This is a genomic window from Caulobacter rhizosphaerae, assembly GCF_010977555.1.
Taxonomy (GTDB): Bacteria; Pseudomonadota; Alphaproteobacteria; order Caulobacterales; family Caulobacteraceae; genus Caulobacter; species Caulobacter rhizosphaerae.
This window is the reverse complement of the sequence record NZ_CP048815.1, coordinates 1,153,333-1,171,713: the sequence shown is the minus strand read 5'-3', so window position 1 is coordinate 1,171,713 and position 18,381 is coordinate 1,153,333. Positions and strand designations below refer to the sequence as shown.

Genomic DNA, 18,381 nt, shown 5'->3' with positions numbered 1-18,381 from the left:
CCATACCCTCCCGCCGACAAAACAGAATAAAAGGGGATAGACACATGAAGTTTCTGAAACTGGCGCTGGTCGCCGCTGCTGCTTCGGTCGCCATGGGCGGCGCCGCGATGGCGCAGGACGAAAGCGGCTTGAAGCTGTCGTACAACGTCGGCGTGGCCAGCGACTACATCTTCCGCGGCGTCAGCAACACCAACACCAAGGGCCAGGTGTTCGGCGGCGTCGACGCCACCTACGGCATCGGCTATGCGGGCGTCTGGACGTCGAACGTCGACTTCGGCACCCCGAACCCCGACCAGGAAATCGACGTCTACGCCGGTGTGAAGCCGACCGTCGGCGCCTTCAACCTCGACCTGGGCGTGATCTACTACGGCTACACCAAGGACAAGAACGGCGCTCCGGGCTCGTACAGCTATACGGAAGTCAAGGCCGCGGCCTCGACCGCCGTTGGCCCGGCCACCGTCGGCGCGGCCGTCTACTACTCGCCGGAATTCCCGGGCGACGGCGGCGAAGCGCTGTACTACGAACTGAACGGCTCGGCCCCGATCGGCGAGAAGCTGACCCTGAGCGGCGCCGTTGGCCGTCAGGAAGTCGACGCCTCGACCTACTTCGGCGGCGCGACCGACAGCTACGTGACCTGGAACGCCGGCGTCACCGCCGCGATCACCGACCACGTCAGCGCCGACATCCGCTACTCGGACACCAACAAGAGCGACTACGGCTCGATCTATCACGCGGCGGTCACCGCCTCGCTGAAGGTCGCGTTCTAAGCGTCTCGACACGATCTGATGAAGCCGCCCCGACTTCGGTCGGGGCGGCTTTTTCTTTGCCGGTGGATCAGGCGACGGCCTTCGGCCGCGGCGGCCGCATGAACAGCGCCGCCAGGAACACTACCGCGGTCAGGGCGGCGAACAGCTGGAACGCCGGGGTGAACGAACCGACCCGATCGCGGATCGCGCCGCCGATGAACGGCCCCGCCGCCGACACCGCCCCGATCAGGCAGGTCAGGGAGAACAGCTCGACATTGTTGCGGCGTCCGAAATAGTTCAGCAGCAGCAGGCTCACGGCCAGCACCGTCAGGCCAAAGCCGATCCCCACCCCGACCGCGTACAGCGTCAGCAGCAGCGGCGTCGTCGCCCGCGACAGGGCCAGCAACCCCACCACCAGCAGCCCCTGGGCGAACACCAGCAGCCAGCGCGGATCGAGCCGGTCGCCGATCGCGCCGCCGCCCAGCCGCGCGACCACCTGCATGCCGCCTTCCAGGCTGAGCATGCCCGCCGCCACCGCCCCGGCGACGCCCATCTGCGTCAGGTGGGCCTGGGTCAGGCTGGCGGCGCTGATTCCCGCCAGCAGGTGGCTGAAATAGGCGGCCAGCAGCACGTAGAACTGCGGCGTGCGCACCGCGTCGCGGATGCTCCATTCGTGGTCGGTATGGTAGACGTGGCTGGGCGTCTCGCCCGCCGCGGCCTGGGCGTCCAGCTCCCGGTCCAGGGCGGCCCCGGCCTGCTCCAGCCAGCGCGGCCCGCCCACGGCGACCGCGCAGACCAGCCCGACCAGGCCCACCGCAATCGCCTGCAGCCCCCAGTAGAGCCGCCAGTCGTTGTGGGTCGCCGACAGGGCGCTCACCACCATCCACGGCCCCGCCACCCCGCCCAGGGCGCCGAAGGTGAAATAGATCCCGAACGGCAGGGCCCGTTGCTTGAAGATCGCCGACAGCACGTGGGTGCCGGGGATCAGGGCGGCCATCTGGAAGCCGATCCCGCACAGGGCTGTCCCGAAGTAGTAGATCGGCAGGGCGTGAACCCGCGACAGGCAGAACAGCCCGCCCGCCATCACCGCCACGCCGGCCAGGACCGTCCCCCTCACGCCCATTCGCCGGATCAGCAGGGCGGGCAGCCAGGACGACAGGCCGGTGAACACCCCCAGGATCGTGAAGCCCAGGAAGGCGTGCTCCCAGCTCCAGCCCAGTTCCGGGACCATGGCCGGGATCACCACGCCCAGCGACGAATAGGTCGCCGCCGTGATCAGGAACAGCAGCAGGCTGAACACGCCGACCAGAAGCCAGGGCCGAAATGGGGTGGAGGTCATCAGAACGTCCGCTTCAGGGTCACGCGCCATTCCCGCCCCTTGCCGGGCAAGGCCCCGAGATTGGCATAGGTGTCGGCGTCCGGGGTGAAATAGAGCTTGTCGAACAGATTATCGATGTTGAGCTCGGCGGTGTACGGCCCGCGCGTCAGATAGGCCGAGGCGTTGACCACGGCGTAGGCGGGATAGGTCACCGCATCCTGCACCGTGCCCGAGGTCTTGGTCACGTGGGTGACGCCCAGGGTCGCCCCGGCCTGACCCCAGTCGTGCTGGTCGCTGGTATAGGCGCCGTAGAGGCTGACCACCGACTTGGGGATCAGCGTGTAGTCGTAGTCGCCGCCGCGCCCCGGCAGGCCGCTGAACGTCCAGACGACATAGCTGCCGCCATAGCCCTGGGCCCCGGGCACGCCCGCGGTATAGGCGGGGATGTACTGGAACGAGGTGTCCGGCCCCTTGACCGTGGTGTGCTGGGCGTTGCCCGTGGCGGTGAAGCTGAAGTGCTCCGAGGCCAGCCAGCGGACCTCCAGCTCGACACCCTTGGCGCGCGTGCCCTGGACGACGGGCGTCAGGCCCAACAGCTGGGTGCGGTTCTGGCGGTAGGCCGCCAGCGAGCCGACCAGGGTTCCGCGCAGCAGCTGGAACTTGACGCCGGCCTCGGCCAGGTCGCTGTCCGACAGCCACGAACCGTCGGCGACCAGGCCCGGGGCGATCTCGCCGGCCTGGCTGACCTCGAGCGCCGAAGCCTTGGCGTAGCTGATATAAGGCATCAGGCCGACGGGCGTCTGATAGGTCAGGCTGGCGCCGTAGGTCCCCTTCCCCCGGTCGTCGGTCTGGCGGCCCGTGACGGTGAAGGGCAGGACGCCGGTGTCGTGCGCGGCCACGTCGTACCAATCGTAGCGACCGCCCAGGGTCAGGGTCAGGCGGGGCGTCAGCTTGACGTCGCTGGTGAAAAACAGCCCCGTCTGGCTCCACGTACCTCGGTTGTCGTTCTCCCAGTCCAGGCCCTGGACGCCGGCGGGCTCGGCGCTGAAGGGGCTGTCGATGATGTCGTTGGGCTGGGCGCCGACCGAGATGTCGCGGCGGTCGATGGCGATCAGGCCGCTGTTGAAGCTCTCGCGCCGGCGGCCCTGGAATTCGCGGTAACTCGCGCCGACGATCGTGCTGGCGCCGACCGCCCCGAACTCGCGCTTGAAGGCGTAGCTGGCCCGCGCCTCCCAGACCGAGCTCTTGAACCAGGCGGGATAGCCGTACGAGACGAAGCGCTTGTTGTCCTGGTCGTCATAGAACAACTGCAGCTTCAGCACGCTGTCGTCGTCGAACCGCTTGGCCAGGTCGAAATAGAGCGTGTTGGTCCAGGTCTTGGAAAAGTCGGCGGCGCTGACATAGACGGTGCGCGGGTCGAGCTTCGTGGTCCCCAAGCCCGTGTCCAGCGTGTGGTTGGCGTCGGTGGCCGGGAAGCCGTAGTACGGAATGTACAGCGAACTGCCGAACGGGTACGGGCCCACCTCGCCGGGCGTGATCCGGCCGTTGCCGTCCGCGTCGACCAGGCTAGTGTCGCGGCCGGTGACATAGGTCCCGTGGTCGATCAGGTCCTGGGTCAGGCGGTTCCAGCCCGGCGTCTGGATGTCGCCGGTCGAGTGGTAGACCATGCCGCCGAAGGCCGTGCTCCAGCCGTTGTTCAAGTCGAAGTCCGCCGACACCTCCGCCAGTTGCCGCTTGGGATGCAGGCCGCGATAGAAGCTCTTGGAATCGTCGATCTCGCCATAGGCGTAGATCCCGCCATCGGCCGCCCCCAGCCTGACCGGCAGGGCGACCTGGCCGGTCAGGTTCTTCTTGTCATAGGTCCCGAAGGTGGCGGTGATCTCGCCCTTGGGGTTGGTCAGGAACCGCCCCTCGTCCCGGGCGGACTTGGGAATGAAGTTCAGCAGGCCGCCGACCTTGCCCGCGCCGTAGATCGGCGTCGGGGGGCCGCGCACGATCTCGATCTGGGCCGCCCCGCCGATCGGCGTCGAATAGGTGCCGCGGTTCTCGACCCGCTTGAAGCCGCGGAAATAGTTCTCGGCCAGGGTGCCGCGAATGTTGAGGGCGCCCGGCACGCCGTAGAAGCTGGCCGTGTAGGTTCCCGGCGAGACGGCGGTCAGGCCGTCGAGCGTCTCGATGCCGTAGCGGGTCAGGGTGATGTCGCTGACGAAGCTGGCAGAGCGCGGCGTCTCCAGCAGCGGCTTCTCCAGGCCGAACACCGTGGTGCTGGGCCGCTTCTCCAGCAGGCCGGCCTTGTCGCGCGCCAGGACGATCACCGCATCGACGGCGTCGGCCTGGGGAGCCTCCCCCGCCCCGTCCCGCGCAAAGGCCTGGCCCGAAGCAAGAACGCCGACAGCCATGGCGGAGGCGAGCAGGCAAGCGCGGATCGACATCGTCAGAGCTCCAGGTCCGCCGCAGGAAGGCGGTGAAGCTAGCCATTGCGACCTTACGCAACGTTCGTCAAAACGTTATCTGACATTTCAGAAAGAATTATATTAAAGGCGCGATTAGGAAAACCATGGCGGCGGATACCGATGGGAGCAGGCGCATGCGCCTGCTCCCATCGTAGCCTAGCCCTGGACCATCGGCCGGGTCGCCTCGGGCATGATGTTGAGCACGCGCATCATGGCCAGTCGGGCGCCCTCCACATCGCCGCGAGCGATCACCTCGGCCACGGCGCGATGCTGCTCGACGTCGGCGATCAGTTCGGCCTCGGTGGCCGCGCCGAACGAGAACACCCAGTAGCGGGCGGCCTTGTGCTGCAGGGGGATGAGGATGCGGGCCAGGGCCATGTTGCCGCCAGCCCGGGCCACGGCGGCGTGGAAGCGCTGGTCCATGGCCACCAGGGCCGGCAGGTCGCGGTCGCGCGCGGCCTGCTCGCCGCCGTCGAAGGCCGCGCGGATGCCGTCGGCCTCGGCCTTGCTGGCGTGCTTGGCGGCCAGGCTCGCGCAATGCGGCTCGATCAGGGCCCGGGCCTCGTAGCCCTGGCGCAGTTCGACAAGGTCCAGCGGCGCGACGGTGGTGCCCGAACGGGCGCGGCGGATCACCAGCCCTTCCAGGGCCAGGCGCCCCAGGGCGTCGCGCACCCCGGCCAGGCCCGCGTCGTAGCGCGCCGCCAGCGACTGCTCGTCCAACCGCGCGCCCGGCGCCAGGCGCCCCAGGATCAGGTCCAGCAGGATGCGCTCGTAGACCTTGGCCTTCTGCAGATCGGGCGACCAGTCCTCCAGCCCCGAGGACGAACAGACGTCCAGCACCAGCATCCGCTCGCGGCCGCCAGCGGTTTGGCCGCCGGCCAGGGCGTCGTCAGGGGCCATCAACTGTCGCAAGGCGGGGCTCCGAAGGTCATCGCGCCCTGATATGTAGTGTGAAATGTCAGGCGAGGCCAGGACGCGATTTGGCAAGAGCCAACGGGCGACCGGCATTCGTGCTACCCTGGCGCGCTCCGTCTTCGCCAAGGTCTACGCGGCCCCCGCACAGGGACGCTGTCGGCGAGCGGCCAGGAGACGCCAATGCAATCGACAGATATCAACGCCGAAGCCCTCAAGGAAACCGTGCTGAGGATCCTCTCGGAAAACCGCGTCATGGCCGTGGCCACCCTGCGCCCTGACGGCTGGCCGCAGGCGACCTTGGTTGGCTACATGTATGACGGCCTGACGCTGTATTTCGCCATCGCCCGCGACGGACAGAAGCTCGCCAACATGCAGCGAGATCCCCGGATCTCGATCGCGATCGGGCGGCACGACGGCGACGGCCCCGATCTTCGCGGCTTATCCCTGGCGGCCAAGGCCGTCGAGGTCACCGCCTCCGACGAGGTCCGCCGGCTCAACACCATGCTCGTGGCGCGCTATCCCGAACAGGAGGTCTTCACGCCGCAAGGAGCCTCGGTGGCCGTGATGAGGGCCACGCCGCTGGTGATGTCGGTGATTGATCCCCACAGCGGCCTGGACCGGCCCGTGCTGCTGCGGGTGGACCCGCTGACCAGCGCGCTCCTGCCGGCCGAAGAGACGCCCTAGAACGCCGGCACCACCGCGCCGTGGTACTTCTGCTCCATGAACGCCTTCACCTCGGGCGAGGTCAGGGCCTTGGCCAGCTTCTGGACGCGGGGATCGTCCTTGTTGTCGGGCCGGCCGACCAGGTAGTTCACATAGGGGCTGTTCTTGTCCTCGATCAGCAGGGCGTCCTTCGATGGGTCCAGCTTGGCGTCGAGGGCGTAGTTGGTGTTGATCACCGCCAGGTCGACCTGGTCGAGCACGCGCGGCAGGGTCGCGCCCTCCAATTCCTTGAACTTCAGGTTCTTCGGATTGGCGGTGATGTCCTTGAGGGTCGACAGCGCCTTGTTGGGGTCGCCCAGGGTGATCACGCCGTTGCGGGCCAGCAGCAGCAGGGCCCGGCCCTCGTTGCTGCCCTCGTTGGGGATGGCTACGACGGCGCCGTCAGGCAGCGCGCCGATCGCCTTGACCTTGCGCGAATAGGCGCCCAGCGGCTCGATGTGCACGCCGATCACCGGGATCAGGGTGGTGCCCTTGTCGGCGTTGAAGGTCTCCAGGTACGGCAGGGTCTGGAAGTAGTTCACGTCCAGGCGCTTCTCGGCCACCTGGATGTTGGGCTGGACGTAGTCGTTGAAGACCTTGATGTCGATCTTCAGCCCCTGCGCCGCCAGCTTCGGCTTGATGAACTCCAGCACCTCGGCATGGGGCACGGCGGTGGCGGCCACGGTCAGGGTGTCGCTGGCGCCGCTGGCGGCGGGCTTCTGGCCGCAGGCCGCGAGGGACAGGACGGCGAGGCTGGCGAGAAGGGCGCGGCGGGCGAGCATGAACGGCTCCGTTAAGACGACTGGACGGGTCGGGTATTGCCCGCTTCCCGGCGGGTCGGGAAATCAGTTTTCCTGAACCGGTGCGCAGAGTCTTGAACCATTTGCCTTGGGATGGTTTTCCGCCGCGCCTTGACCCCGGCGGCGAACCGGTCGCCTGGATAGGGATGGCCAGAGAAACCGTCTACATCGTCCAAGCCTACAAGGCCGGCCGCGGCAAGGGGCTGAAGGCCGAGCAGCAGGTCGGCTGCAAGGACGCCGAGGAAGCCCGCCGCAAGGCCGAGCGCTTGGCGCCCCTGCGCGAAGGCGTCGTCGCCTTCGCCGCCTCGGCCGACGTCGAGATGGGCGATTACGACGAGAACCCGCTGATCCTGTTCAAGGCCGGCCGACTGCCGTTCCCGTTCGACCAGGCTTAAGAAGACCCGCTCCCAGAGGGAGAGGGTTCACTCCTGGTCGTTCGCCGGCTCTTCCGGCCCATGGATGGTCCAGTTGGACAGGAAGTCCGGGTTCTCCACCGTCTCGCCGTCGGTCAGCGGATAGAGCCCGGGCTCTGCGGTCCGGATGTTCGAGGTCTGGGGCGGCAGGGTGGTGGTGTCGCCGTCCTGCGGGCCCAGCAGGTCGAGCAGGATCCCCGCCTCCGCGTCGGCGGTGATCACCACGCCGTAGAAGGCCTCGCGCCCCTCCAGGTCGCCGTCGGCGCCCAGGAAGGTCAGGTTGACCAGCATGGTCTTGCCGACCAGGCCCCGGGCGAAGCTTTCGTCCCAATGCTCGGGCGGCGGGGCGGAGAGGATGGGGATGTCGTTGTCGGTCATGGAGGCGTTCTAGCTATCGCCTGGCGCAATGGGAACGCCTTGCGTCCTTCGAGGCTCGGCTGCGCCTCGCACCTCAGGATGAGGAAGCCAGCACAAAGGTCCTCATCCTGAGGCGCCCGCGCAGCGGGCCTCGAAGGACGCAGGGCGCTACCGGTGCGAGACGCGGCGCACCACCGCGTCGCCGACCATCTGCAGCGCCTGGACCAGCACCAGCAGCAGCACCACGGTCACCACCATCACGTCGGTCTGAAAGCGCTGGTAGCCGAAGCGGATGGCCAGGTCGCCCAGGCCGCCCGCGCCGACCACGCCGGCCATGGCGGTGTAGGACACCAGGGCGATGGCCGTCACCGTCGCCGCGGCGATCAGGCCCGGCATGGCCTCTGGCAGCAGGGCGCCCAGCACCACCTGCCGGCGCTTGGCGCCCATGGCGAAGCTGGCCTCGATCACGCCCTTGTCCACCTCGCGCAGGGCGGTCTCCACCAGGCGGGCGAAGAACGGCGCGGCGCCGACCACCAGCGGCGGGATCGCCCCCGCCACGCCCAGCGAGGTGCCGACCAAGGCCACGGTCAGCGGGATCATCACGATCAGCAGGATCACGAACGGCACCGAGCGCAGGATGTTGATCACCAGCGACAGCACGCCGTTGGCCAGCCGGTTTCGCAGCATCTGGCCCGATCCCGTCAGGAACAGGATCACGCCCAAGGGCAGGCCCAGGATCACGGTCAGCACCATCGAGCCGCCCAGCATGGACAGCGTGTCGATCGTCGCCTGGCCGATCTCGGACCAGTCGATGTTGCTCAGGGCGCTGTTCATCGGCCGGTCTCCGCGACCAGGTCGACCCGGACGCCGTCGGCCTGGAACCGGGCGATGGCGGCCTCGACGTCGCCGCCGGTCAGGGACAGGGTCAGCTGGCCGTAGGGGGTCTCACGCAGGCGATGGATGCGGCCGCCCAGGATCGAATAGTCGACCCCGGTCTCGCGGGCCACCGCGCCCAGGATGGGCCTGTAGGTCGCCTCGCCGCGGAAGGTCAGGCGCACCACGCGGCCGTCGACCGCGGCGCCGGACTCGCCGGGAACACCGTCCGCCTCCATCACGAACCGCCGCGCCGTGGCGCTGGCCGGATGCAGGAACACCTGCTCGACGAGGCCGGTCTCGACGACCTTGCCGGCCTCCAGCACCGCCACCCGGTCGCAGACCCGGCGCACCACGTCCATCTCGTGGGTGATCAGCACGATCGTCAGGCCCAGCTCGCGATTGAGGCCCGAGACCAGCTCCAGGATCTGTTCGGTGGTCTCCGGATCCAGAGCGCTGGTGGCCTCGTCGCACAGCAGCACCTTGGGCCCGGTGGCCAGGGCGCGGGCGATGCCGACCCGCTGCTTCTGGCCGCCCGATAGCTGGGCCGGATACTTGCCGGCGAAGTCGCTCAGCCCCACCCGCGCCAGCAGCTCGGCGGTGCGCGCCTTGACCTCGGCGTCCGGACGGCCGGCCAGCTTCAGCGGGAAGGCGACGTTGCCGGCCACGGTCTTGGACGACAGCAGGTTGAAGTGCTGGAAGATCATGCCGACCCGGCGGCGCAAGGACCTCAGCCCTTCCACGCCCAAGGCCGCCACGTCGTCGCCGTCGACGATCACCTTGCCGCCCGACGGCGTCTCCAGGCCGTTGATCAGCCGGATCAGGGTGGACTTGCCCGCCCCCGAGGCGCCGATCACCCCGAACACCTCGCCCGGCGCGACCGACAGGCTGACCCCCGCCAGGGCGGCGCGGTCGCCCGCCCGCCCGCCAGGCCCGGCATAGGTCTTGGAGACGTCTTCGAAGGTGATCACGGCGCGGCCTTGAGCGGAGGGTCGGTCGGCGCGAACGCCGCGAGCCGCACGATTTAGGCGCTGCCGGGCCAAAGGTGAAGCCGGACCGCCCGTTTTCAGCCCGCGCGACGCTCGCGTTCGTCCAGCGCCTGGCCAATTCCGCCGATCAGGTCGGCCGCGGTGACCGGCTTGGCCAGGTGCAGGTCGGCGCCGGCCAGCAGGGCGTCCTGGCGGTGATGGGCCATGGCGTTGGCGCTGAGCATGATGATCGGGATCGGTGCGCCCGCGGGGTCATGCTGTTCCAGCCGCCGGATGGCCCGGGTGGCGGCCAGGCCGTCCATGACCGGCATCTGCATGTCCATCAGGACCAGGTCATAGCCGCCCGTCCTGAACGCTTCGACGGCAAGGGCGCCGTTGTCGACGACAGTGACCTCGACCCCATGCGGCTCCAGGATTAGCTGCACGACCTTCTGGTTGACAGGGTGGTCCTCGGCCAGCAGCACGCGGAGCCCCTCGGGCCTGGCGGCCGGCGCCGGGCCGGCCCCGGCTTCGCCGGCCAGGGCGAGGTCCGCGGCCTCGATCCGCTGCAGCGGCAGAACCACCCGGAACAGGCTGCCGCTCCCCGGCCGCGACCGGGCCGAGATCTCGCCGCCCATCATCTCGACCAGGGTCCTGCTGATCGCCAGGCCCAGGCCCGTGCCGCCGAAGCGCCGGGTGATCGTCGAGTCGGCTTGGCTGAAGCGCTGAAAGATCATCTCGCCCTGCGCCGCGTCGAAGCCGACGCCCGTGTCCTCGACCTCCAGGACCAGGCGTACGCCCGTCTGGCCGTCGACCGTCTGGTCCCCCTCGGTCTCGACCTCGATCCGGGCGACGATCTCGCCCCGGTCGGTGAACTTCAGGGCGTTGGACAGCAGGTTGCCGAGCACCTGGCCGATGCGGACGCTGTCGCCCAGGAAGGTCCCGCGGGCGTCCTCACCGCGCTCGATCCGGAAGACCAGGCCCTTGTCCTCGGCCCGCAGCCGGGTGACGTCCAGCGGGCCGTCGATGGCGGCGTCGAGGTCGAACACCCCGGTCTCGACGGTCATCTGGCCCGCCTCGATCTTGGAGACGTCGAGGATGTCGGAGACCAGGCGCTCCAGCGTGGCGCCGGAGCAGCGGATCAGGTCGACCATCTCGCGCTGGGCGGGGGTCAGCGGCGTGTCGCTCAGCGTCGCGGCGATGCCGATGACGCCGTTCAGCGGCGTGCGGATCTCATGGCTCATATTGGCCAGGAAGTCGCTCTTGGCCTGGTTGGCGGCTTCGGCGGCGCGGCGGGCCGCGGCCATCTCGGCCTCGTCGCGCAACCGCTCGGTGACGTCGCGGGCCACGCCGAAGATCAGCTCGCCCGACCGCCGCGCGCGCCATTCCAGCTGGCGATACTCGCCATCGCGGCGGCGATAGCGGTTCACGAATCCGGCCACCTCCCCCGAGTCGTTGGCCAGGGCCATGTGCGCCTGGGTGGCGGCGACGTCGTCGGGATGCAACAGGGGCAGCAGCGGCGCGCCCAGCAGTTCCTCGACCGAATAGCCCAGCACCGTCTCCCAGGCCCGACTCAGCTTGACGAACCGTCCCTCCAGGTCGCGGATGCACAGCATGTCCAGCGACACCTCGAAGAAGGTCGTGAGGTTGCTGGCCGTCTCCAGGGCGCTCTGGGCGGCGCGCAGGGCGCGGGCCTCGCTGGCGATCAGAGTGTCCTCGGCCCGCTGACGGTCGATGGCGATGGCGGCCAGTTCCGCCGCCGCCTCGATGAACGCTATGTCGTCCTCGCTCGGCCTGGCCAACTGGCGGTGATAGAGGGCGAAGGTGCCGACCACCTTGCCGCTGGCGCTGCGGATCGGCTCGGACCAGCAGGCGGCGACGCCGGCCTCGGCGGCCAGCGCCTTGTAGTCAAGCCACAGGGGATCGGTCTGGATATCCTCGACGACCACCCGGCGCCCCGTGAAGGCGGCCGTGCCGCACGAACCGGCCGACGGGCCGATCTGGACGCCGTGAATGGCCTGGTTATAGAAATCGGGAAGACCGGGGGCCGCGCCGACCAGCAGGTGCTCGCCCTCGGCGTCCAGCAGCAGGATGCTGCAGACGGTGCTCGGGTCCTCGGCCTCCACCGCCTGGACGATCGCCAGCAGCGCCGTGCCCAGCGAATTGCCGCCCGCGATCAGGGTCATGGTGCGGCGGAAGGCGCGGTGCGCGGAGGTCAGCCTCATGGTCCGCAGCGGCTCCAGGAACGACAGGACACTGGCCTAGCATCACCACAAAACCTTGGCGTTAACTCCCCGCCGCGGTCGCCGCGGCATTGTGTAGCAGCGTGACCATCTAGGGACGCACGACGACCGCCCCGCCCTTCATCACGAACACTGGCTCCTCCAGCGTCGTGATGTCCTCCAGCGGGTCGCCGAACACCCCGATCAGGTCGCCGTAGCGACCGACGGCAACCTGGCCGACGTCCTTGTCGCGGCCCAGGGCCTGGGCCGCGGTCAGGGTCGCGGCCTGGATCGCCTGCAGCGGCGTCGCGCCGTAGCGGACCATGACCGCGAACTGCTTGCCGTTGGTCCCGTGCGGATAGACCCCGGCGTCGGTGCCGTAGATCATCTTCACCCCGGCCTTCAGGGCCTTGCGGAAGTTCTCGCGCTGCACCTCGCCGATGTCGCGGTCCTTGCGCAGGTTGTCCTCCAGCACGCCGTTCCGGGCGCCCTCGGCCTGGGTGTAGTCGGTGTTGTAGATGTCCATCGAGAAGTAGGCGCCCTTCTGGACCGCCAGCTTGATCCCCTCGTCGTCGACCAGGCTGGCGTGCTCGATGGTGTCGACCCCGGCGCGGATGGCGTCCTTGATCCCGGCCGCGCCGTGGGCGTGGGCGGCGACCTTCAGCCCGGCCATGTGGGCCTCGTCGACGATCGCCTGCATCTCGGCCAGGGTCAGCTGCTGCTGGCCCGGCTCGTCGCCGTGCGAGAACACCCCGCCCGTCGCGCAGATCTTGATCACCTGGGCGCCGTACTTCTTCAGCGTGCGCACCACCTTGCGGCCCTCGTCGGGGCTGTCGACGTTGTAGGGGCTCTTCTGGTTCATCGACGGCGGGAAGAAGGTCTGGTCGCAGTGGCCGCCCGTCGCGCCGATGGCGTAGGTGGCGGTGACGATGCGCGGACCGGGCACGTAGCCCTCGTCGATCGCCTCGCGCAGACCCACGTCGTCGAAGTTTTCCGACCCGACATTGCGCACGGTCGTGAAGCCGGCCTCCAGCGTGCGCTTGGCGTTGGCGGTCTGGACCACGCTCCAGAAGGCGTCGCTGTATTGCAGGCCGTTGTAGCCGCCGATCTCGGCGACGCTGTCCAGGTGCACGTGCATGTCGATCAGGCCCGGCAGCAGGGTGGCGTCGGGCAGGTCGACCACCGTGGCCCCGGCCGGGACTGCGTCGCCCGCCTTGCCCACCGCCGAGATCCGCCCGTCGGTGATCACCACCTGCGGCCGGTCGACATACTTGCCGGTGGCCACGTCCAGCAGCCGGGCGGCGCGCACCACCTCGACCTCGGCGGCCTCGGCCGTGACGGGAAACAGGGGCGCGGCGCAGGCCGTCGCCACGAAAGCCAGAGCGGCCAGTTCACGCTGCATGATCACCTTTCCCCGTCCTCGAACGATCGAGGATGGCGACGCTATCATGCGTCGGCCGCGCGTCGAGCCGTAACGGCCGCGTTTACCTCCGGCGCCGCGAAGGCGGGCGCCTCGGTCGGTGGCTAGCGGTCTTTCTCGTCGCCCTGCACCCCGGCGGACCGGGTCACGCGCTCGGCCATGGCGGTGGCGCCGGCGTCGTCGGCGGCGATGTCGCCCTGGTCGTCCAGCTTGGGCTTGGGATCGGCCTTGAGCGCCTCGTCCAGGTCGTCGGTCTTCTTGTCGGTCATGGGGGATCCTCCTGCGTGGAGAAGTCCTCACGTGCGACGGCGTTCCGACCGCCCGCCCGACATCAGGCGCCTCGACGCCGGAATCGACCTGCTGTAGGGGTCGTCGGACCCGTGCGGGCGTGGCGAAACTGGTAGACGCAACAGACTTAAAATCTGTCAGCCGCAAGGCTATGCCGGTTCGATCCCGGCCGCCCGCACCATCAGGCCTTCCGGGCCTTCCATCGCCCCCATCCCGCCTGGACCACGCCGACCGCGAACGCCGCCAGCTGGGCGTCGCTCCAGAGGTAGTAGGCCGAGAAGAAGCCCCACTGCATCAGGGTGTGGTCGATCAGGAAGGCCACGTGGGTCAGCACCACCAGCAGCTGGAAGGCGGTCATGAACAGAATCCAGACCCGGCGCTCGAACGAGCACAGGGCGATCAGGACCAGAAGGTAGACGATGTCGACCGTGAAGATTCCCCACTGCACCGCCGCCCGGTCGGGGGACTGGACGGCGGCGGAGAGGAACCAGGCCACGACGGTGACCACGGCCAGGCCGCGCTCCAGGCGTCGGCCGACCAGCAGGGCCAGGGCGCAGACCGCCAGCATGACCATGGCGGCGATCTGGGTCGGCAGGATCGAGAAGAAGTTCGAAAAGAAAAACATGCCGCCCCCGCGCCAGGAGCGACATGTGTCTCACGAATCGCGGCTGGGCCAAGGCCTCCGACGGCGGCTCAGGCGCTCTTGACCTCGTGCAGGTGGCCGGTGCGCGGCACGTCGCCGGCCTTGTCACCGCCGCCGACCAGGGTGATCCGGCGCAGCCCGACCTGGTCCTTGGCTTCCGCCAGCGCCTCGTGGGCGGCGATCAGCGAGCGGCGGGCGCTGGCCATGCCCGAGGCGGCTTCCAGCACGCGGTCGACGGCCTGCTGGCCGACGCGGGCGGCCAGGCCCGCCTCCAGGCGGGCCCGCGGCATGGCCGCGATCAGGTCGCCCATCAGGGCCAGGGTGGTGTCCACGGCCTCCTCGGTGGTGAACAGGTGGTTGGCCAATCGCTCGGCGACGATGCGGCGTTTCATGTGACGGTGCTCCCCCAGCGCCCGAGGGCGCATTGCTGATGACGGACGCCCCGGCGCCCGTCGCAGGATTTCAGCCCCGAGGGTTCAGCCGTGGCGCAGGACTTGGAAGAAATGGGCGACTTGCCGGGTCCCCAGGAGGCCGCCGATCAGCAGGCTGCAGGCGGCGGCGATGGCGAGGACGAACAGCAGGCGAACGGCGGGGCTCAGGACATGGTCGTACCCTCCGCCCAGGCTTCGTGCCACTTCGTGTGAAAGGCCTCGTCCAGCAACGTGGCCGTGATGATCAGGATCTCGCGCAGCACCATCTCCGGCGGCTTGGGGCCCGCCTCCTTGCGGACCGCCGAGACCAGGTCCCGGACCATCGGCGACAGGGCGTCCGGCGCCAGGTCCTGCAGCTGGCGCTCCAGCTCCGTCCAGGCGAAGCCCGGCATCGGCGGCCGGTTCGCCAGCCGCGGCCAGTCGTGCTCGAACTGGGCCGCCGCCTCGCGGACCTGCAGCGCCCGGCGCACCAGCAGACCCAGGCGGGTCGCCCCCAGGCTGGTCACTTCGTTGTCGTTCACCACGCTCATGTTCACGGTCTTGGTCCGTCTCTCGGAATGTCGAGACGGCATCGGACGGCTTTGGCTGGACGGGCGACAGTCCCATTGAGTCGCTGTGGGATTCAGTCCCATGGCCGGGAGGGCCGCCGTTCGGGGTCGCGCGGGCGGCGGGCGGCGTGGCGGGGTCGTGGGCGGCCAGCACCCGGGCCGCGGCGCGCCGGCCGCTGACGCCCAGCTTGCGGCAGGCGCTTTCGACCAGGGCGTCGGCGCGCGACTTGGAAACCCCCATCAGCGGGCCGATTTCTTTGGACAACCTGTGTTCGGCCACCCAGCGCAGGGCTTCCCGCTCTCGTTGAGTGAGCAGCTGAATATTGGGCGCCGGAGGGGTCGAAGGCCTGTCCATCACGCTCGAAAACGTTTGTCGCCGGCGCCCGACGCGCCGCATACGGTGCAAGAATGCATTGCGGTCGGCCAAGGCCAAGCCGATAGTTCTGAAATCGCCATTTCAGCGGGGGACGGCTTTTGGAAACGCCGACGGGTCCAGATCCTATCGACGTCGCGGTGGGCACCCGCATCCGGGTTCAGCGACGCCACATGAAGATCAGCCAGGATGAGCTGGCCCAGGTGCTGGGACTGACCTTCCAGCAGGTTCAGAAATACGAGCGGGGCACCAACCGGGTCTCGGCCTCGATGCTGGTGCGCATCGCCGCCAAGCTGCAGACCACGGTCGGCAGCCTGGTGGGCGAGGACGTGGTGGCCGAGCAGGACGTGGCCATGCTGACGGCGCTCTCGACGCCGGGCGCCATCGACCTGCTGCGCGCCTATGGCCAGGCCACGCCCAAGGGCCGCAAGGCGATCCTCAACGTCGCCAGGACCCTGGTCGAGCCGGACGAGACGGCCGACGTGGCCTGACCTTCGGGACGAAAAGCGCCGCCAGCTAGGCTCCCGCCTCCAGCCGTTCGATCCCCTTCGCCCCGACCTCCGACAGCGCGGCCACCAACTCCTCGACCGCCACATCGACCTCGGCCGGATCGCGGCCGCGGATCACCAGGCTGGCGCCGTAGACGTCGGGCGGGGCGAAGAACGGATAGCTGCCGATCGACAGGTCCGGATGGGCCTTGGCCACCGCCTCCAGCGGCGCGGCGATCGTGCCCTCGCCGGTGCCGGTGACGCGGACGGTCTTGCTGATCACCACCGCCCCGGTGCGCAGGCGCGGGCCGACGTCGTCGAGCATGCCGCGCATGATCGCCGGCACCCCGGCCAGCACGAAGACATTGCCGATCTGAAAGCCCGGCGGCCCCTGTACGGGGTTCTTCACCAGAGTCCCGCCCTCGGGCACGTGGGCCATGCGCCGGCGGGCGGCGTTGGGCTCGCCCCAGCGCTCGCGCAGCATGGCCATGATCTCGGGATGCTCGGGCGCAGCGACGCCGAACGCCTTGGCCACCGAATCGGCGGTGATGTCGTCATGGGTGGGGCCGATGCCGCCGGTGGTGACGACATAGTCGTACTTGGTTCTCAGCGCGTTGACCGCGTCGACGATCTCCTGCTCGACGTCGGGCACCACCCGCGCCTCGCACAGGTCGACGCCATAGGTGGCCAGGTACTTGGCGATGGCGTTGAGGTTCACGTCCTGGGTGCGGCCCGACAGGATCTCGTCGCCGATGATCAGGACCGCCGCCGTCACGCGCTCGCCACTCTTGGCCTGGGTGGTGGTCATGGCCGTGATCCCCTACATCCGCACATCTTCGCCGTCCGACTTAAGGCCCCCATGCTTCTCCCGCAACCAATGGCGCGCGGCGTCATCGTCCAGCGCTACAAGCGTTTCTTCGTCGACATGGTGCTGGACGATGGGCGCGAGATCACCGCGCACTGCCCCAATCCCGGCGCCATGCTGGGCCTGAAGGATCCTGGCCTGGCCGCCTGGGTCTCCTGGTCGGGCGATCCCAAGCGCAAGCTGGCCTGGACGCTGCAACTGGTGGAAGCGGACGGCGGGCTGGTGGGCGTCAACACCATGAACCCCAACCGCCTTGTCGCCGAGGCCCTGGCGGCGGACGCCATCCCGGAACTGGCCGGCTACACGACCATTCGCCCCGAGGTGAAGTACAGCGAGGCCAGCCGGGTCGACTTCCTGCTGACCCACCCTGACCGGCCGGCCTGCTGGCTGGAGGTCAAGAACTGCCACTACCGCCGCGACGGGACCCTGGCCGAGTTCCCCGACTGCGTGGCCGCCCGCAGCGCCAAGCACCTGAAGGACCTGGCCGCCGAGGTCGCCAAGGGCGCGCGAGCCGTGCAGCTGTTCGTGATCCAGCGCACCGACTGCGACAGCTTCGCCGCCTGCGGGGACCTGGATCCGGTCTACGCCAGAGGCCTGAGAGACGCGGCGGAGGCGGGCGTTGAAGTTCTGTGCTATCGTTGCGACATAAGCCCGAACGAAATCCGTATTTCCCGGCGCATTCCCTGGCGGGACGCACCGACAGTTTGAGACCACCGCCATGACCCTTGAAGACACGGCCGAGATCGAAGCCGAGACCCGCACCGGCGCGATCAAGATCCACAAGCCCGCAGATTTCGAGGGCATGCGCCGCGCCGGCAAGCTGGCGGCCGAGTGCCTGGACATGCTGATCCCGCACGTCCAGCCCGGGGTGTCGTCGGACCACCTGGACGCCCTGGCCCGCGAGTTCATCCTCGACCACGGCGCCCTGCCCGCCTGCCTGTTCTATCGCGGCTATCCCAAGACGGTCTGCATCTCGCGCAACCACGTGGTCTGCCATGGCATTCCCGGCGAGTGGGCGCTGCGCGAGGGCGACATCGTCAATATCGACGTCACCGTGATCGTCGACGGCTGGCACGGCGACACCTCGCGGATGTACGGCGTTGGCGAGGTGGGGCCCCGCGCCCGCCGCCTGGTCGAGATCACCTACGAGGGCATGAAGCGCGGCCTGGACGCGGTGAAGCCGGGCGCGACCCTGGGCGACATCGGCTACGCCATCCAGTCCTATGTCGAGGCCCAGCGCTGCAGCGTGGTGCGCGACTTCTGCGGCCACGGCCTGGGCAAGGTGTTCCACGACGCGCCCAACATCCTGCACTTCGGCCGCCCCGGCCAGGGCGCGGTGCTGAAGCCGGGCATGTTCTTCACCGTCGAGCCGATGGTGAACCTGGGCAAGCCGGCCGTGAAGGTGCTGGGCGACGGCTGGACGGCCGTGACCCGCGACAAGTCGCTGTCGGCCCAGTGCGAGCACTCGATCGGCGTCACCGAGGATGGCTACGAGGTGTTCACCGCCTCGCCCGCCGGCCTGTTCCAGCCGGCCATCCTGGGCGGCTGAAGGCTCCCC

The 18,381-nt window shown here is 69.1% G+C and carries 20 protein-coding genes, 1 tRNA gene and 2 pseudogenes; 8 read left to right on the top strand and 15 right to left on the bottom strand.

Annotation, left to right across the window (positions count from 1 at the left end; genetic code table 11):
• The first annotated feature begins 44 nt into the window (after positions 1-44).
• Complete coding sequence (locus G3M57_RS05465; RefSeq protein WP_057183251.1) at positions 45-767, top strand: TorF family putative porin; 723 nt, start codon at positions 45-47, stop codon at positions 765-767.
• A 67-nt stretch (positions 768-834) separates the two neighbouring features.
• Here the strand turns inward: G3M57_RS05465 and G3M57_RS05460 are convergent, their stop codons facing one another.
• From G3M57_RS05460 to G3M57_RS05450, 3 genes are all read right to left on the bottom strand, one after another.
• Complete coding sequence (locus G3M57_RS05460; protein WP_163229271.1) at positions 835-2,085, bottom strand: MFS transporter; 1,251 nt, start codon at positions 2,083-2,085, stop codon at positions 835-837.
• Positions 2,085-4,496, bottom strand: a complete 2,412-nt coding sequence (locus tag G3M57_RS05455) for a TonB-dependent siderophore receptor (RefSeq protein ID WP_163229269.1) — start codon at positions 4,494-4,496, stop codon at positions 2,085-2,087. The genes G3M57_RS05460 and G3M57_RS05455 overlap by 1 nt, the downstream gene beginning before the upstream one ends.
• Positions 4,497-4,673: 177 nt before the next feature.
• Positions 4,674-5,417, bottom strand: coding sequence for a GntR family transcriptional regulator (locus G3M57_RS05450; protein ID WP_163229268.1), 744 nt, complete (start codon positions 5,415-5,417; stop codon positions 4,674-4,676).
• A gap of 195 nt (positions 5,418-5,612) precedes the next feature.
• On the opposite strand from G3M57_RS05450, the gene G3M57_RS05445 reads away from it, so the two are divergent.
• A complete protein-coding gene (locus G3M57_RS05445; RefSeq protein WP_163229266.1) occupies positions 5,613-6,116 on the top strand; it encodes a pyridoxamine 5'-phosphate oxidase family protein in 504 nt (167 codons plus the stop codon).
• Here the strand turns inward: G3M57_RS05445 and G3M57_RS05440 are convergent.
• Entirely contained in the window at positions 6,113-6,916 is an 804-nt protein-coding gene (locus G3M57_RS05440; protein ID WP_163229264.1) for a MetQ/NlpA family ABC transporter substrate-binding protein, read from the bottom strand. The genes G3M57_RS05445 and G3M57_RS05440 overlap by 4 nt on opposite strands.
• Before the next feature lie 164 nt (positions 6,917-7,080).
• Between G3M57_RS05440 and G3M57_RS05435 the strand changes: the two genes are divergently transcribed.
• Positions 7,081-7,329, top strand: coding sequence for a hypothetical protein (locus G3M57_RS05435; protein ID WP_028041448.1), 249 nt, complete (start codon positions 7,081-7,083; stop codon positions 7,327-7,329).
• Positions 7,330-7,356: 27 nt separating this feature from the next.
• Here the strand turns inward: G3M57_RS05435 and G3M57_RS05430 are convergent, their stop codons facing one another.
• On the bottom strand, positions 7,357-7,725 hold the full coding sequence (locus G3M57_RS05430) for a hypothetical protein (RefSeq protein ID WP_163229262.1): 369 nt from the start codon (positions 7,723-7,725) through the stop codon (positions 7,357-7,359).
• Positions 7,726-7,745: 20 nt separating this feature from the next.
• Here G3M57_RS05430 and G3M57_RS05425 point away from each other — a divergent pair.
• A pseudogene (locus G3M57_RS05425) lies at positions 7,746-7,873 on the top strand (hypothetical protein); the annotation flags it as partial.
• On the opposite strand, the gene G3M57_RS05420 reads toward G3M57_RS05425, so the two are convergent.
• The 5 genes from G3M57_RS05420 to G3M57_RS05400 all read right to left on the bottom strand — a co-directional run bounded on the left by G3M57_RS05420 (position 7,873) and on the right by G3M57_RS05400 (position 13,456).
• On the bottom strand, positions 7,873-8,538 hold the full coding sequence (locus G3M57_RS05420) for a methionine ABC transporter permease (protein ID WP_163229260.1): 666 nt from the start codon (positions 8,536-8,538) through the stop codon (positions 7,873-7,875). The pseudogene G3M57_RS05425 and the gene G3M57_RS05420 sit on opposite strands and share 1 nt — an antisense overlap.
• Positions 8,535-9,548 carry a methionine ABC transporter ATP-binding protein gene (locus tag G3M57_RS05415; protein ID WP_163229258.1) on the bottom strand — a complete coding sequence of 338 codons (1,014 nt, stop codon included), beginning with the start codon at positions 9,546-9,548 and terminating at the stop codon, positions 8,535-8,537. Before G3M57_RS05415 ends, G3M57_RS05420 begins: the two co-directional genes overlap by 4 nt.
• Positions 9,549-9,643: 95 nt before the next feature.
• The gene (locus G3M57_RS05410; protein WP_163229256.1) at positions 9,644-11,770 is read right to left on the bottom strand and encodes an ATP-binding protein; all 2,127 of its coding nucleotides are present in this window, start codon (positions 11,768-11,770) and stop codon (positions 9,644-9,646) included.
• A 109-nt stretch (positions 11,771-11,879) separates the two neighbouring features.
• The gene (locus tag G3M57_RS05405; protein WP_163229254.1) at positions 11,880-13,169 is read right to left on the bottom strand and encodes a Xaa-Pro dipeptidase; all 1,290 of its coding nucleotides are present in this window, start codon (positions 13,167-13,169) and stop codon (positions 11,880-11,882) included.
• Positions 13,170-13,291: 122 nt separating this feature from the next.
• Entirely contained in the window at positions 13,292-13,456 is a 165-nt protein-coding gene (locus G3M57_RS05400; RefSeq protein ID WP_156402163.1) for a hypothetical protein, read from the bottom strand.
• A gap of 113 nt (positions 13,457-13,569) precedes the next feature.
• Here G3M57_RS05400 and G3M57_RS05395 point away from each other — a divergent pair.
• Positions 13,570-13,656: transfer RNA gene (locus G3M57_RS05395), tRNA-Leu, on the top strand.
• Here the strand turns inward: G3M57_RS05395 and G3M57_RS05390 are convergent.
• The 4 genes and pseudogenes from G3M57_RS05390 to G3M57_RS27895 all read right to left on the bottom strand — a co-directional run.
• Entirely contained in the window at positions 13,657-14,100 is a 444-nt protein-coding gene (locus tag G3M57_RS05390; protein ID WP_163229252.1) for a hypothetical protein, read from the bottom strand. It lies immediately after the preceding tRNA gene.
• Positions 14,101-14,168: 68 nt separating this feature from the next.
• Positions 14,169-14,510, bottom strand: a complete 342-nt coding sequence (locus tag G3M57_RS05385) for a hypothetical protein (RefSeq protein ID WP_056753996.1) — start codon at positions 14,508-14,510, stop codon at positions 14,169-14,171.
• Positions 14,511-14,713: 203 nt separating this feature from the next.
• Positions 14,714-15,079, bottom strand: coding sequence for a hypothetical protein (locus G3M57_RS05380; RefSeq protein ID WP_163229250.1), 366 nt, complete (start codon positions 15,077-15,079; stop codon positions 14,714-14,716).
• Between the two features lie 229 nt (positions 15,080-15,308).
• A pseudogene (locus tag G3M57_RS27895) lies at positions 15,309-15,452 on the bottom strand (hypothetical protein); the annotation flags it as partial.
• Positions 15,453-15,610: 158 nt separating this feature from the next.
• Here G3M57_RS27895 and G3M57_RS05370 point away from each other — a divergent pair.
• Positions 15,611-15,961: a helix-turn-helix domain-containing protein gene (locus G3M57_RS05370; RefSeq protein WP_243692243.1), complete on the top strand. Its 351-nt coding sequence runs from the start codon at positions 15,611-15,613 to the stop codon at positions 15,959-15,961.
• A gap of 25 nt (positions 15,962-15,986) precedes the next feature.
• Here the strand turns inward: G3M57_RS05370 and G3M57_RS05365 are convergent, their stop codons facing one another.
• Positions 15,987-16,766 carry a competence/damage-inducible protein A gene (locus tag G3M57_RS05365; RefSeq protein ID WP_163229248.1) on the bottom strand — a complete coding sequence of 260 codons (780 nt, stop codon included), beginning with the start codon at positions 16,764-16,766 and terminating at the stop codon, positions 15,987-15,989.
• Positions 16,767-16,817: 51 nt separating this feature from the next.
• Here G3M57_RS05365 and sfsA point away from each other — a divergent pair, with 51 nt between their 5' ends.
• Complete coding sequence (gene sfsA / locus G3M57_RS05360) at positions 16,818-17,531, top strand: DNA/RNA nuclease SfsA (protein ID WP_163229246.1); 714 nt, start codon at positions 16,818-16,820, stop codon at positions 17,529-17,531.
• Between the two features lie 10 nt (positions 17,532-17,541).
• Complete coding sequence (gene map / locus G3M57_RS05355) at positions 17,542-18,372, top strand: type I methionyl aminopeptidase (protein ID WP_056754195.1); 831 nt, start codon at positions 17,542-17,544, stop codon at positions 18,370-18,372.
• Positions 18,373-18,381: the final 9 nt, after the last annotated feature.